This is a genomic window from Reichenbachiella sp., assembly GCF_039944555.1.
GTDB lineage: Bacteria > Bacteroidota > Bacteroidia > Cytophagales > Cyclobacteriaceae > Reichenbachiella.
In genome coordinates this window covers 984,150-998,923 of sequence record NZ_JBDUYN010000007.1, presented here as the reverse complement: position 1 = coordinate 998,923, position 14,774 = coordinate 984,150, and the positions used below count along the sequence as shown (strand labels likewise).

Genomic DNA, 14,774 nt, shown 5'->3' with positions numbered 1-14,774 from the left:
GACTTATCTCAATAAAAGCTAAGTTATTACAGATGTTTAATCCAGTTTTTTATAACTTAAGTTTTCACTTATTAAAACATATCTATGGAAAATCAAGAAAAACCACCAAAAAAAACAACTGACATTGGAGCTTATGCTGAGGAGAACTACTTCTTGCAGCATACAGAAAAATTTTCGAGACTTTTACCGAATTTAAAATCCTCTTTTAGTATTAAATCATCGCTCATAAAAAAAGTGCTCAATGCAGGTAATGATATTAAAGGGATAAGGTTTATGTTTGGATTGGAAGATGAATTTAATCCGAATAGTGTAAGAATTTTGTTGGTTCCTGCTGGTAGTAGCAATGATTACGCAGAACCACGTTTCACCTTCTTAACAGAGCAAGGTTACCTTGACCATTTGGGAGTTAGCCATAACATATTTAATACATGTGAGTTGGTTTCATCATTTGTTAAAAATGTTAAAAAGGAGCTGCCGGAATTAAACTACAAAGAAATAACAAGAGGTGGATTTTTAGGAAAAAATTCACTTTTAGATCTTGTGGAGAGACATGACTGTAAAGAGGTTGCGCTTCATTTTGGCTATAAAAATTCCAATGAGATCATTCCAATCTTTGAGCCATGTAATGAACTAGATGGACCATATATGAATTTTTCACAACCATGTCCTAGTGCCTGCGATGGCTACGATCCAGAAACTGGAGAGGACTGGTGCATTGATACCAATGCTGTCTATTCCAATTCTGAGCATAAAGAACTCGACAATCACAGATTCTTTAGAGACAACTACCTCTTGGATTTAAACGATGGAGAGATATTTTATGAAATGTACTACTTTGTTTCGCCTATGGTAAGTTATCTGATTTCTAAAGAGGAAAACAGCGACTTGATTTTAAAGAAGATTTATAAAGAAAAGATCAGACCATTCAATGAACTATTGAATAAGGAAGCATATGATGAAGCCTTGGTTGTTTTGAAAGATACCCTTGCTGAATGGGTTAACATCTATCAGTCGAGAGATTTTCATTATTCGGAAGTATGATTTATGTTTTTAGAAATAGGAGTGATTGTTTTCGCTCCTATTTTTTTATGTATCGTGATTTAACTAATGAGCGATGCTAATGCTATAGAATGTAATGCCGCTGTTATTAATAGTTCCCACTGTGACAGTAGGTGTTTTTCTCCTAAATCAGCAATTACAAAAGAATCTTATTGGACAAAACTACTACTATCATTTGAAGTCCTTCATGGACCATAATGCACAGCTATGATGAGTGGGCATTAGAAAGCACTAAACTCTCATCTCGCATTTAGCCACACTTTATTTCAAATTTATTACTTGTGGCAGACTTTCTCCACATAGGGATCCCTTTCGGGGCAATCCCCGCGATAAAATCCTTACCGATGAAACCCCATTCATTCATAGCATCTGTTATGCATAGTCTTTTATCTTTTCAATTTGCTCGTTGATCTTGTCTCGTTCAATCAAGTTATTGCTAAAAGAAACCTTTTGTATAGTCTTCTTCCAGTATGGATAAAGCCAAGTCATGCCTGTTCCAACGTTCTCCAGTTCACCGTTGGGAAGTTCAAGGTCAATTCTATGTTTAAACGTGAAAGCCCCTTTCAGAAAGTTGGTCTTTTTGATTCTGCAAGTTAGTAAGTTGAATAGCCTGTCTATTGCAGCTTTTATACCTTCGAATTCTGGATCATAGTGGTTATGGACTATGCCATATCCAACTGTAAATTCATGTTCATCTGCGGAAAACCAGATGTTCGTTTCGTTGATTTCAATGTAGGTCCCCCGTTCATGTTCGGTAATATTACCACCCAACTCTTCAGTTAGAAGGTTCTTAAGTTCCTCGAATACTTTCTGATGAATTTTCACTGTAAGCAATTATGGACAACAATTGTATAACGACCCATACACGATCGTCATTCTATCCTTCAAATTTACCGTTCTTTACCAGAACGTCAATTGGACTCACAATTTCGGATAAGTTGATAACACAGACATACGTATAAATCTCAGTAGTCCTACTGCCGCTTTCATTTTAATCAGTGAAAGCCAGGAAGTTAATTTGATTTGTTTTATCATAGTCGGATGAACCGATCGCTGACGCTTCTTTTCCTGGTGCTGACCATGCTCTTTTGGGCCATCAATTTTCACATCACAAAAGTTGCACTGGTTTATTATTCTCCCATGGCAGTGGCTTTTTGGCGGTTTTTGTTTGGGGCGGTAGTTTTACTAGGAGTGATCTTAGCAAAATACGGCAAAGGCCTGGCCAAGGTAAGAATTACATTCAGAACTCTTTGGTACGTCAGCCTGGTATCCTTCTTCGGAATTTTCCTGACCATCTATTTTTTTAATAAAGGTCTTCAAACTGCCAGCGCGGTCAATGGTTCTTTGATATTGGCTACAAGCCCGATTATAACAGCTATTTTGGCCTACTTTTTTCTGAATCGAAAGTTCAATCCGATGCAGTTGTTGGCCATTGGACTCAGTATCATTGGAGTAGTTATCCTGTTGGTCAAAGGTGACCTCAGTGCACTCTTTGATATGAATCTAGAAATAGGAGATCTTTTTATTCTCGGTATGGCGTTGGTTTTTTCACTCTCGCAGATCATTGTAGACAAATACCTCTCATCTGTCAATTCGGTCTTGATGACAACGATCAGCGCGCTACTCGGCCTCTTGATGTTTACCGCTATTGCTATGCCTGAGCTGATGGAGACTGCCGTACCGATGGATTGGCAATTTTGGGCAAGTGTTGGGTTTATGGGCGTGTTGGGTACCGGAGTTGGGTATGTGGCTTTCTATTATGCAGTGGTCAAACTCGGAGCAACTACTACAGCGCTTTATGGCAACCTGATCCCGTTGTTTACTGTCCTGTTGGCTTTTCCTTTTGGCGAGGAAGTTTATCCGGCACAATTGATAGGCGGGTTTGTAATCATCATGGGCCTATTGCTTTTTGGCCAATCCAAAAAAGGGTAGCAGCCAAACGTTGTACGTCATATTCTCAGTCATTTACACGCTAAGGGTTACCATCCCAACAGCTCCTTGAGCTTAGCATAACCAGTGGCGCTTACGACGACTTCATCACCATTTTTGAGCAGAGCCAAATGAGTCTCCTTGCCATATTTATCGATTTTGGCAATTTGCGATACCTGAATGATGGACGATCGGTGTACGCGGACAAACTTCTTTGGGTCGAGCACCTGTTCGAGATGCTTCATGGTCTGTTTTTTTAGATGTTTGCTTTTAGCGGTTATGATTTCTGAGTAATCATCCTGTGCTGCTATCCGAATAATTTCTTCCGCAGGAATAATGTCGATTTTGGTGCCGTCTTTCACCACTATTCTATGCGTGGGTTCTTGCAGGTACTCTTGTACCAAAGCCTCAGCCGCCAGTGAAGGGGTAGCCTTGCCTATCAACGTGCGGGCTTTAGCCAATCCCTCTTCGAACCGCTCATTATTGTAGGGTTTCAAAAGGTAATCAGCCGCATGCAGCTCAAAAGCCTTGAGTGCATATTGGTCATAGGCTGTGGAAAAGATAATGGCTGGCGGCTGATCGATCAATTCAAGCAGCTCGAATCCGGTGAGCTTGGGCATTTGAATGTCGAGAAAGATCAAATCAGGCTGATGCGCCTGTATGAGTTTCAAACCGTCGAAACCATTCTCGGCTTCGCCCAGTAGTTCGAAATCTTCGTGCCCACGCAGGAAATGTTTGATGACCTCTCTGGCGGGAGGCTCGTCGTCGATGATGATTACTTTATATGCACACATAGTTTACTCTTAGTTGACCGGTTGAGGGATAGTAAGTTGTACTTTGTATTGATTTTGCTCTTTTGATGTTTGCAGCAGGTCAACACTTTCATAAATAAGCTGAAGTCTGCTACGGACATTTTTCAGTCCTATACCTTTTCCTTTTTTGGATACTCCGTCAGATTCAATACTGTTGACCATGGTGATTTGTAGTTGCCGGTTGACGAATGACAGATGCACATCAATTGTGCTGGCAGAAGTACTTTCATAGACCCCATATTTGATGGCATTTTCAATCAATGGCTGCAGTATGAGGTTGGGTATGCTTACAGTTTCAGGAAGGTCGTTGACACCATGAAATTGCACTTTCAGTTTTTTGCCAAAGCGTAATTTTTCAATATCGAGATACAACTGAATGGTCTCCAACTCCTTTTGTATGGACACAAGTTCGGTTTCCTCATGCCCGATGGTATATCGCAAGAAAGAAGAGAGTTTTACGATCATTTCGTGTGCATCTTCAGGTCTGGTGAGGGTCAGGGAGCTGATGGAATTGAGGCTGTTAAAAATAAAGTGAGGATTGATCTGAGCTTTCAGCATGCTCAGCTCTGTTTCTTTCAGTACAGATTGCATCTCAATTTCTCTGATCTGCTTTTCCTTAAAATTTTGATAGAAAATCAAAAGGTAATAGATGAGAGAAACTAAAAGGTAGTAGACCACACCCAATGCCACTCTCCACCAAAGATCATAGAGGGGTACAGAGGAAAGCGAGCCGGGGTAGTTGAGCACGTAGGCCGTAAGATAATAACAGCTGGCGATCCAGATAAAGATGAGTAGGGCAGCAGCGGCCATATGGCTACTCAGTGCATTCCAAAGATTTCCGGTTTCCAGCCCGGTAAACCTGACAATAAACCAAATACCCAGCCCGACCAGTGAAAATCCAAAACAATAGATGGCTGCTTCCACGAAAGCTTGTGACCACTGCAGATTCTGAGCCCAGTAGAGCAGCATCGTTTGGATGACGGTGAGCATGACCCAAAACAGAAAATAGGCCAGTACATGTTCTCTATTTTTTAAGATAGGGTTTACCATAGGGAAAGGTCAATAATTCTTGATTTCTCCACCGCCAAACAGTATAAACCCCTTGATGCGAAGCTGCTTGTTATTTGTTTCAACTGGTTTAATGTGCTTACGCTTATCACTCAGCGCACCAAATATGGCTGTAACCTCCAGCTGCACGTCCCAGTCTGAAGGCAGAATAAATGTAAACCCACCGAACACGGCAAAGACCTCCATGGTATGTCGACCTTCGGCCAATTTGGATCGGCTCATATCGTAGCTGGCACCACCAAATATGGCTGTAGCATTGCCTCCTTTAAAATTTTGTGACTGGACTTTTACTTCTCCACCTCCCATAATGTTGGAATCACTAAGGAACTCGAAAGACTGGCCTGAGTTTTTTCTTTTTGTCTCAATTTTTTTCTTCTTCAATAAGATATAGCCGGCGGCCATCATCATCGCGGGCCAAAAAATTCTACTAAGGCCAATGTTGATGCCATACTCCTGCCATACATATTCCCCTGCAATGAAATAGACCGCGATTGAAATCATAATCGTCCCTGGAAGCTTATTGGGCTTAGAAGCAAAGAGAATAATCCCGATCACCAAAATGATGCCTCTCCAGTTGAAGGCGAGGTTATTGATCACATAGGGTAGTACACCGAAGTTGCTCAATAAGAATAGGCCGCCAATTATCAACAGCAGAATGCCTACTAGGTTGGATCGATCTTCTATTTTGAAATGTCTCATTTGCTGTTTGGATTCTGATTTACAAGATACACCCAGATCTTTTTAATTTGAAACGAACTGTCAAGGTCTTGCCTTTCACACCACTCGGGCGTCGTTTCGATGAGTGAAGAGAATCACCCTGCTTGGGAAGTGCGATACTTTCAAGCAGGGTGACTGAGTAGCCTCTTATTTTGAGTTTATTTTTTTAGACATAATTTTTCACTTCGCCACCGCCAAAGATCACCGTCCCTTTGATGAGTAATTCTTTCGTGTTGTCTGTGGCTGTATCTGCATTTAGTTTTCTGCTGTCGCTAAACCCACCAAATATAGAAGTGACCTCGATACGCACGTTCCAGTCAGACGGAACGATGAAATTGGCTCCACCCATCAGAACCATGACGTCTATTTCTTGTGTGCCTTCTGCCAGCTCTGCAGCGCTGAGATCGTAGGTGCCACCACCCATGATGGTCGTGACCTTGCCTCCTTTGAAGTTTTTCGAATTGATGGACATATCACCTCCTCCAAGAGCAGCGGTTACATTTAGATGGTCGGCATCATCAGGCACACCCTTGTTAGTATCATCGGCTGTGAAGACATGTGCACTGACCAATGGCGATTTGCTTTTTCTGCTCAGGATGACCAGCCCGATGACGATAAGTAATACGGGCCAAAACAATTTGCGTGTGTCGTACCAATGCCAGTCGAATTCATAGGAGAGTACATCTGACATAATGAAAAAGCCGCCCACGGCCATCATGATGATACCAGGATTTTTGTTGTCTTTGGTAGAAAGGAAAACGGCTCCTACCAAAATCATAATACCCTTCCAGTTGAACAGGTAGTACGATATTTCGTAAGGGATCAGGTCAAGGTTGTCGAGCAGGAAAAGCGAGCCCAAAGCAATAAGTATAAGACCTAATGCTCCTGATCTTGAGCTTCCTGAAGTATGCGTTTTTTTTGTTGATCGTCGTGACATGGTGTATATGAGTTATTGATTATGTTACAATTTTACGAGGTATATCATACCAGATGTAGCATGAATCGGCGAAGCCGGAATTTCTGTCGGTAAATCCGGAATTAGTACTGCTTGGAGGGTTAAGGGAGTGGAGAGATTGATGTGTTTTTATCCAACACAACCTGAAATACTATGAACTCATCAACGCGTTTAACACTCATATGCTTCCTGTGTCTCTTGTGCTTCACTTTTCTGAGCATGGGACAGCCTACCGGACCTACTGGTTTTGATCAGATCTATAGCACACGGCTCCATGATGCACACAATGATTTCGATTTTTGGCTGGGCAACTGGGAGGTCACCTGGAAAAGGTGGGCAGGTAAGGACGACTACAATCCAACAAATATCAGTGAGCATCGTGTTTTTGCGGCCTTAGATGGAAAAGCCTTAATAGAAATGGCCTACGAAGACTCGGTCGTTCGAGGCAGTAAAACTGCCGGTTTCAGCATTCGCTATTTTGACGACAGACTTCAAAAATGGGTAATGTTTCAGAGTTGGCCCGGACTAAATATGACCAATTTCTCTTCTCTACAGGGAATCCATCATCACAAAAGAATTCAATTGTACAAGAAGGGTAAGACGCAACGTGTTTTCATGGGAAATCCTGTAGGAACGCCGTATGACAATCGTTATACCTTTTCGGATGCCCATCCTGAATCTTTTCGTTGGGAGAGTAGTGTGTCGCTCGACTCCATGCGCACCTGGGCTACTTTGAGCATTGCTGAAGGTACAAAAATTCCTGATTTCGAATCTCTGTTGGATGACAAGAAACAATGGTACACGCAAGGAGATGGTTACGACTGCAACGATAGCCTGTTAGCCCCGCTCAAACCATATCTGGGACAGTGGACAGGCGAAATCACTTATACTCAAGGGAAAAAGAAAAACAAATACAGAGTAGAACGGGTACTCAAACCCTTTCTCAGTGGATGCGCGGCATTGGGCTATCAAATCAATTACGTGGAAGGAGAGATCAGAAAGGAAATGATTTTCGTGAGTTACCTCACCGCATCCGATCAATGGATTTTTTATACGCTGAATGATCGAATGGGCGAGAGCCACAAAACTTTCTTTGCCACCCAGCTAGGAGAGGAGGTGACTTTCGTCAAAAAAGATACACTGGATGTAGTAAGTGCTGGAAACCTTCGTGCATTCAGTTGGAAATCTTCCAAACTCAATAAACAGACGATTGAAGGAACGATACCTGATAAGGATTGGGCTTTTAAAATTGATTTGGTTAGAAATGAGGAATAGGCAAACTAGTAAGCAGAGTCCTCAAGAATACATTTTAAATTTTCAAGGTCTTTGCTATTGGCTCTTTTAATTGCGGAGGCCATTAATGGAGCAAATAACCTTGAAAAGCCAGAAGGAATCCCTCGGTTTCTAAGCGTCATTCGTGTGGTCTGAGGGTCAATGGCTTCCCAAGTATAGATGGTTTCCATTGGAAATGGACCTTCGAAAGTTTTCATAACCAACCGTCTACTGAGTTCTAATTCTGAGAATTCATAAGTATAAGCCAGTGTGCGTCCAAGAAATTTCGCTTTGAAAGCTACTCGAGACCCTTCAATCAGTGGCTTCTTGGTTTTCCATTCCACAGATTTGATATTCACATACCATTCCTGAACATGGTCAGGGTTGGAGGCATATGCTGCTACTTTGTCAATCGGATGGTCAATTATTATTTCTGTTGATACGTCTAATGTCATATTGGTCCTTTGTGTTCTTGACTATGACGAATCGACTTGCTTGAAAAGGACAGTGAACAGTGAATATCTGAAAAGACCTTTAATGTTGGGTCACAATCAGCAGATTGGGGTTGAGAATTAATGATTGGGAGTTTTTCCCAAACTTTTGGTGGTCTCAACGCAAGAAAATGTTCGCTTCCTTTTTTAGGCGCTTAATAAGTTTCTGGTAGGTATTCGGACTTTCAATTGATGGAATTCAAAAAGGGTTTTTACAGGTAGTCTAATCTTTAATTATTGCCACACTTCCTGTTCCAACCATTGTACTGCATCTTCAAAATGGTCTGTATAATCACATGGTGCATAATGAGACAGTCCATCGGCAACTACGAATTCTATTTCACTTCCTACAGCAATGGTTTGGTTGACCCAGTCTTGGGTTTGAGCCAATGGAAAAAGCTCATCTGCCGAGCTATGAATTACATATAGTGGAGTTTCAATTTTGCGAGCTGAACCTTGTGTTGTCAACGTGTTGTACGAACTTGCGAGTGCAATTCCGGCAGAAAACACATTAGGGTAATTTTCCGCTAAAAACCAAGTGCCGTTTCCCCCGTCACTATATCCTGTCGCCACCATCTTGGCAGTATCTATTGGCCAATTTCTTACAGCGAGAGTTATGATTCTAGCCATCTTATTTTGATTGTGAAAAGTATACCATTGTGCTTTATCAGCATTTGGGCTTATTACGAAAGCATTAATGCTCTCCAGAGCTGCCTCAATGCATTGAGTACTTTTATGAGCTTCTCTACCAGCACCTCCAACTCCTCCGTGCATCGAAAATACCAAGGGATTACCATTTACCTCGTCGATTACCTTGGGCGCAATCACTCTAAATGCATATTCATATGGCGGATCAGGAATTTCCAAAACAACATCTGTGGTTGTACCTGGTGTTATATCGATTTCTCCGAATGATCTTGCGGTATCGTTCCATGACCATGTAAATGGAGATATCTCATCCTGCTGCTCATCACACCCACTGAATAACAAAGTATATGTTATAATCACCAATAGTAGTTTAATCGCTCTCATCTTCGTTTGTTGTTTTTGGCTCTCTTTCAAATCAATTTCCTATCCACCAACTAGGTTCAGTCAATGTTGCAGTCTCTCTTTTTTCATATGATAGACAACTCAAACATTCCTCTGCAGGATCCGGCGGATCTTGAGGTCTATTAAATTTCGCAAGACAATTCTCCCTAAGAGGGTTTTCCACGAAATAGGATAGTTCGTCTTTGTTAAAGTACCATCGTCTTGTCGTTTCGCTTACGACTCCGAAATAGCCAACAGGTTTTTTAGAGGGATCGTTTATGCAGGTAAAATTGGTCGGCAGATTTGCTGGTGGCGTGTCGAAAATTCCGTTCGGTTTATTTTGTTCTTGCATCAATTGAGAAAAATAGAAATAGTCCTTAGAAGTGCTTTGTTGATATACCAATACTGAAAAGTTTGTATATAGCCTATCATTTTTTTCAATGTCTATACTGAATAGCACTTGTTCGGTACCTCCTACAACATCCTCTTGCAACGCGTATTCATTGAGATACAAAGAATTGGTAATCCAGCATTTTCTAAACGGACTAAATGCACCAACTGCCAAAGGGGCTTCATAAACCCACATGGGATAATATTCCCATTTGTAGTACCGGACTTGTCCATCTGGATTAGTTGGGATGGTGGTTGATACATTGATGATCTTTTTATCTCTAATTTTTTCTTCACCTGCAGGGTAGTAGTACGTTTTTATGTCATCTTCTTCAAACCATATATCTTCAACCGGACTTGAAGTTAATGATGGTAATTTCTCCCAAGCTGATTCATAGATGAAATCATCTTGTGTTGTGACTTGAAGCTTGTACATTCTATCATCGCATGCCTTGAAATCCTGGTCAAATAAAATATAAGTTCCCCACTTATTGATATTTTCATGATACGTCCATTCGGTGTTCTGGTCATCTATTAATTTGACGTCAGCAAAGGGCGTGATCCTGTCATCAACTATTTTGCTAACAGGTCGGGTCCATTTCAATTTAACCTCAAAATATCTTCCATTAGATGGGGCTGCCAGGGATTCGTTATAGGAAATGTCAGAAACATAGGCCTCTATTACCAGCTGTGGATCAAGGTTGTTTCGATTGAAGTCAAACGGTTCCACACACGAGGCCAATAACAGTAGAAAAATTAAAACTCTATTCATTCCTTTAAAACTTAAAATTATATGACAATGACGGGAACATGTTACCAACTATTGAAACTTTACTTGCTCGGCCAAATTCATCAAAAGACACCGCAAATACATTGTTTCTTCCATAGACGTTAAAAATCGAAAGCACCCATTCTCCTTGAAATCTTTTTTCGGGATGTTCTCCTTTTAATGTTACAGACAAATCCAACCTATGATAACCAGGAACCCTAAACTCGTTTCTTTGTGAATATGAATTCACAGTAGGGTATCCACCATATGAAAATTTGGAGATTGGCACCGTAATCGGCCGGCCCGTTGCATAACTAAAGTTTGCTGAAATCGATAAGATTTTAGAAGCAGTATAGTTCAGTACCACTGACAAATTATGTGGCTGATCATACTGCGATGGATATAAATCTCCATCGTTCACAGTTAAGATATCATAGGCCGAGTTAAACCGTAATAAACTTCTTGAATAGGTATAGGATAACCATCCGTTTAGTTGCCCGGTATTTTTTCTGGCTAAAAATTCCACTCCATATGCAATCCCATTTCCTTGAATTAAATTTCCTTCTATTGATTCGCTGAGTTTGACTTCAGCTCCTTCTATATAGTCAATGGTGTTTTTAACATCTTTATAATATCCCTCTGCAGATAATTCATACTTGTCTTCTTGGAAATTCTTAAAAACTCCAAGTGAAAACTGGTCTCCAATTTGGGGATCTAGATTTGGTCCACCGGATAACCAATAGTCAAGCGGACTTGACGAAGTCGTATTTGAGATTAAATGGATGTATTGATAGGTGCGGTAATAACTTGCCTTTAAAGATGTAGAATTATTTAATTTGTATCTCAGCGAAACCCTGGGCTCAAGACCATGCTGAAATTCGATCAATTCATTAGCTCCATAATTAACTGAATCACGTTTTTCCGGAAATTGAGAATTGGTCAGGTTATAATCATATTCATATACCAAGCCTTTACCAAATCTGTAAAATTGGGAATATCTCAATCCGGCCGAGACGGCAAAGTTGGTGGTGATGTCCCAACTGTATTGCGCGAATAAGGCAGTTTCTAAAGATTTATGGTCATCAATATCGAATTCCAATACATTACTTAATTCAACGGTATTCCGTGATTCTCCAGGGTTTATCTTGGAGTAATTAGCTTCTAACCCGTAATTAATTTGTTTATTCTCTGAAATTTTTGATTCTACATTGTAGATAAGGTTGGTACTGGTAATTCCATTCTTATAAATAAATCCCTCAATTCCATCTTTATTATGCAACTCAGAGTTGTATTTACTTACTGCTAGCGTCAATTGCGAATCTGTATTGGAATTAAAATTGTGACCCCACTTAAGGGCTAGGCTTCTATTGCCCCAAGAAAAAAGCGAATCGCTGGCTAATGAAAAACTGTCAAAACTTGCATAACCGGATAGTGAAATAAAGTTATTTTCATCTATCATCTGAAATAGCTTTGCTGTTACATCACCAAAGTCGGCCGAGCTTTGAGTAAGCTGAACATCTTTAGTTATATCCAGGGCCCAGTCGGCATAAGATATGCGTCCTCCCAAAATAAATGAGGACTTATTTTTGATCAACGGGCCTTCAACCGATATTCGACTGGATACCATGCCTAACCCACCGTTGATATGATAATTTCTTGTTTCACCATTTCGTAACGTAACGTCCATTATGGATGAAACCCTGGAGCCAAATCGAGCATTTCCCCCTCCTTTGATAAGGGTAACATCATCAACTATATCTGGATTGAACGCTGAATAAAAGCCAAAAAGATGAGAGGGGTTATAAATTATCGCACCGTCCTGGCGAATTAGATTTTGGCCCAAATTCCCACCTCGAACATTGAATCCTGATGCCAGTTCACCTACGGTACTTACTCCTGGTAATGTGGTTAATCCATTTATTAGATCGACTTCACCCATAAATGTTGGTAGTGATTTTATGCTTTCAATACCTAGATTCTCAATACCAGTTAATTTGCCACTTACATTACGATCAATGCTATGAGCCCGAATAATAACATCTTCCAATTTCGTTATAGAAGGATAAAGTGATGTTCGAGGCATCTTATCATCACCATATTCACTGTAAGCTACGAGTTGTAAATATGAATCAAAACCCTTGTATTGGGTACGGACAATGTTGTATTTGTCATTCGTGTTATAATTGATAGAAAAATTCCCGTCGAGGTTAGTGATGCCTCCAACATTCACAGATTCAACCACAATTTGAGCGCCGATTAAGGGTTCATTTAAATCAATATCATATATTTCACCAGTAAGGTTAATTTTCCCCGGTATGGGTTGCTTTAGTGCTAAAAATCCGTTTTTTGGGCTGAATTTATTTACGAGGTCGCTCGGTATTATTACGGCGACGTTAGGTTTTATCAATACCAGCTTTAGTTCGAACGCATCAAAATATATATGCAGATAGTCAAGCAACTTTCGTCGAAAGACCAAGCCATTCATGCCAAAGTTTCCAAATTTATCCTCATCAAAAATAAAATCGACATTGTAATCCTTTTCGACCTGAGACAAATAGTCTTTAATACCTACACCATTGGCAGATGGGTCAATGTAAACAGACTTTAAATCTTGTGAGAATAATGGTCCCAGGTATAAAAAAAAGCATAGAAATAATGTTAATCGTTTTAAACGATAGAACGAGGGGAAATCAGAATTGACCATAAAGGCTATGAGTCTACGAATTTGGTTTTTTTTTGTTGGCCGTGCTAACCGGCCAAAAATCTAACAACTAATAATCAGAAGACCCCTAAAAAGCCCCCAAAATAATTACAACTATCAGAGCAATTGTTGCTAACGATCAGTTGAGGTAAGTATGCTCAGTAGGAGTGAATGGTACTAAACTAGTTAAAATCTGTCGAAGCTTGCAGCGGTTCCAAATGGCAAGGCGGTCATATTGGATGATAAGCCCTTCCCGATAACATTCCAGATATGGCATGTACCTCTGGATTGATTAATATCTATAATCTAGCGGATATGAAGATCAGTTTCAAATGCTCTTTGCACGTAGCTCATTGGTCTATGGGATTTTAGCATCTGTTAGTTATTTGTGGTCATCTATTCCACCTAGCTTTATTTCCTCTGCTGTCAAAATGAACCATCTGACGGTTCCATATCAAATATTCCATCTTGTAGGTTCCAATTCCTCCCTTAGAGCCAATTAGCCCTTCTAATATACTGACTACAACGTTCACATCCTTATCGTTCATTCTCCCATCTTCATTTACGTCAAGTACCATAATGTCAATTGCAGTTCCTGTTAGATGTTGACTGTTTGAAGCAGCTCCGAAAGAAGTTAGTAATGAGTTATGCCAATTCGCTCTTTTGGCACTAATCACTACTAAACTCGGTTTGAATCCCTTGTTTTTTAGCTCACCTTTTAGTTGTTCGTAATAGCCAAGTGTCGTATGATTAACCCCATTCAGTGAGTTGGAATAGGAGAAAAAGAAAATAATTCCGCTTACAATTAGAATTAAATTGAGTAATAGGATTCTTCTAATTAACTTTTTCAAACTAATGAATTTCTTCTCACACAGAATGATAACTTACGTTTATTATAAGAGCAGGAGTGAAATAGAACGCTCTTACTTTTTGGAAATTAATATACTGAATTAAATACAAAAGTCGGTTCGGATGCAAATTCGAATCACTATTGATTTTAGACCTCGTTGTGTCTTTGCGTTTTTCTTAAATCAATTCGAGGAATTTAATCCCATTTTATTTCCTTCCGAATCAATAAACAATGCAAAATATCCGTTTTCATCAGCATGCTGAGTTTTAGGAACCATAATTTTCCCACCATTTTTCTCCACCTTGTTTAATATGATTTGAAGATTTTCGCCAGCATTGAGATATATGGTTATTCCGTTAGACGAAGGTTGGTATCCCTCTCCTTGAATAATAACTCCTGTAACCAATTGTCCTTCATAAGGTAAAACACCCATTTGCATTCCAGGAATATCCATTTTTTCAATTTTAAGGTCCAATATTGCCTGATAAAATTTAATAGCCCGTGAAATGTCTGTGGCTGGAATTTCGAAAATGGAAATATAACTGTTCATATTTTTTACATTTTGATTTAAGGTTGAATCCATCTTAAGTGCTTCTGAATTTGAGTTGTTTTTGTTTGTACAAGCAACAAAGCATAAAGCTCCTATTACTATATAAAGACTTAGAATTGTTTTCCTCATGGTTCATAATTGTGGTGTCAGGACAAAATTAGATGACTAATGAAAAACGAAAT

At 39.9% G+C, this 14,774-nt stretch carries 14 protein-coding genes; 3 read left to right on the top strand and 11 right to left on the bottom strand.

Features of this window, described 5'->3' with window-relative positions; genetic code table 11:
- Positions 1-84: 84 nt before the first annotated feature.
- Entirely contained in the window at positions 85-1,041 is a 957-nt protein-coding gene (locus tag ABJD64_RS12800) for a hypothetical protein (RefSeq protein WP_348179279.1), read from the top strand.
- 390 nt (positions 1,042-1,431) lie between these two features.
- On the opposite strand, the gene ABJD64_RS12795 is transcribed toward ABJD64_RS12800, so the two are convergent.
- Positions 1,432-1,884: a hypothetical protein gene (locus tag ABJD64_RS12795; RefSeq protein WP_348179278.1), complete on the bottom strand. Its 453-nt coding sequence runs from the start codon at positions 1,882-1,884 to the stop codon at positions 1,432-1,434.
- A gap of 216 nt (positions 1,885-2,100) precedes the next feature.
- Between ABJD64_RS12795 and ABJD64_RS12790 the strand changes: the two genes are divergently transcribed.
- Positions 2,101-2,991, top strand: coding sequence for a DMT family transporter (locus ABJD64_RS12790; protein ID WP_348179277.1), 891 nt, complete (start codon positions 2,101-2,103; stop codon positions 2,989-2,991).
- Between the two features lie 47 nt (positions 2,992-3,038).
- Here ABJD64_RS12790 and ABJD64_RS12785 read toward each other — a convergent pair whose 3' ends face one another.
- The 4 genes from ABJD64_RS12785 to ABJD64_RS12770 form a co-directional block, all read right to left on the bottom strand.
- A complete protein-coding gene (locus ABJD64_RS12785; protein ID WP_348179276.1) occupies positions 3,039-3,782 on the bottom strand; it encodes a LytTR family DNA-binding domain-containing protein in 744 nt (247 codons plus the stop codon).
- A gap of 9 nt (positions 3,783-3,791) precedes the next feature.
- On the bottom strand, positions 3,792-4,850 hold the full coding sequence (locus ABJD64_RS12780) for a histidine kinase (RefSeq protein ID WP_348179275.1): 1,059 nt from the start codon (positions 4,848-4,850) through the stop codon (positions 3,792-3,794).
- A 9-nt stretch (positions 4,851-4,859) separates the two neighbouring features.
- Positions 4,860-5,567, bottom strand: a complete 708-nt coding sequence (locus ABJD64_RS12775; protein ID WP_348179274.1) for a LiaF domain-containing protein — start codon at positions 5,565-5,567, stop codon at positions 4,860-4,862.
- A gap of 184 nt (positions 5,568-5,751) precedes the next feature.
- Positions 5,752-6,522: a DUF5668 domain-containing protein gene (locus ABJD64_RS12770; RefSeq protein ID WP_348179273.1), complete on the bottom strand. Its 771-nt coding sequence runs from the start codon at positions 6,520-6,522 to the stop codon at positions 5,752-5,754.
- Between the two features lie 237 nt (positions 6,523-6,759).
- Here ABJD64_RS12770 and ABJD64_RS12765 point away from each other — a divergent pair, with 237 nt between their 5' ends.
- The gene (locus ABJD64_RS12765; protein WP_348179272.1) at positions 6,760-7,815 is read left to right on the top strand and encodes a hypothetical protein; all 1,056 of its coding nucleotides are present in this window, start codon (positions 6,760-6,762) and stop codon (positions 7,813-7,815) included.
- A gap of 5 nt (positions 7,816-7,820) precedes the next feature.
- Here ABJD64_RS12765 and ABJD64_RS12760 read toward each other — a convergent pair whose 3' ends face one another.
- From ABJD64_RS12760 to ABJD64_RS12735, 6 genes are all read right to left on the bottom strand, one after another.
- Positions 7,821-8,267, bottom strand: coding sequence for an SRPBCC family protein (locus ABJD64_RS12760; RefSeq protein WP_348179271.1), 447 nt, complete (start codon positions 8,265-8,267; stop codon positions 7,821-7,823).
- A 270-nt stretch (positions 8,268-8,537) separates the two neighbouring features.
- Positions 8,538-9,335: a hypothetical protein gene (locus tag ABJD64_RS12755; RefSeq protein ID WP_348179270.1), complete on the bottom strand. Its 798-nt coding sequence runs from the start codon at positions 9,333-9,335 to the stop codon at positions 8,538-8,540.
- 31 nt (positions 9,336-9,366) lie between these two features.
- Positions 9,367-10,494 (bottom strand): DUF4249 domain-containing protein, encoded by a 1,128-nt coding sequence (locus tag ABJD64_RS12750; protein WP_348179269.1) that lies wholly within the window; start codon positions 10,492-10,494, stop codon positions 9,367-9,369.
- Positions 10,495-10,498: 4 nt separating this feature from the next.
- Entirely contained in the window at positions 10,499-13,195 is a 2,697-nt protein-coding gene (locus tag ABJD64_RS12745) for a TonB-dependent receptor (RefSeq protein WP_348179268.1), read from the bottom strand.
- Between the two features lie 389 nt (positions 13,196-13,584).
- The gene (locus ABJD64_RS12740; protein WP_348179267.1) at positions 13,585-14,043 is read right to left on the bottom strand and encodes a D-Ala-D-Ala carboxypeptidase family metallohydrolase; all 459 of its coding nucleotides are present in this window, start codon (positions 14,041-14,043) and stop codon (positions 13,585-13,587) included.
- Positions 14,044-14,223: 180 nt separating this feature from the next.
- Positions 14,224-14,721 (bottom strand): VOC family protein, encoded by a 498-nt coding sequence (locus ABJD64_RS12735; protein WP_348179266.1) that lies wholly within the window; start codon positions 14,719-14,721, stop codon positions 14,224-14,226.
- Positions 14,722-14,774 lie beyond the last annotated feature (53 nt).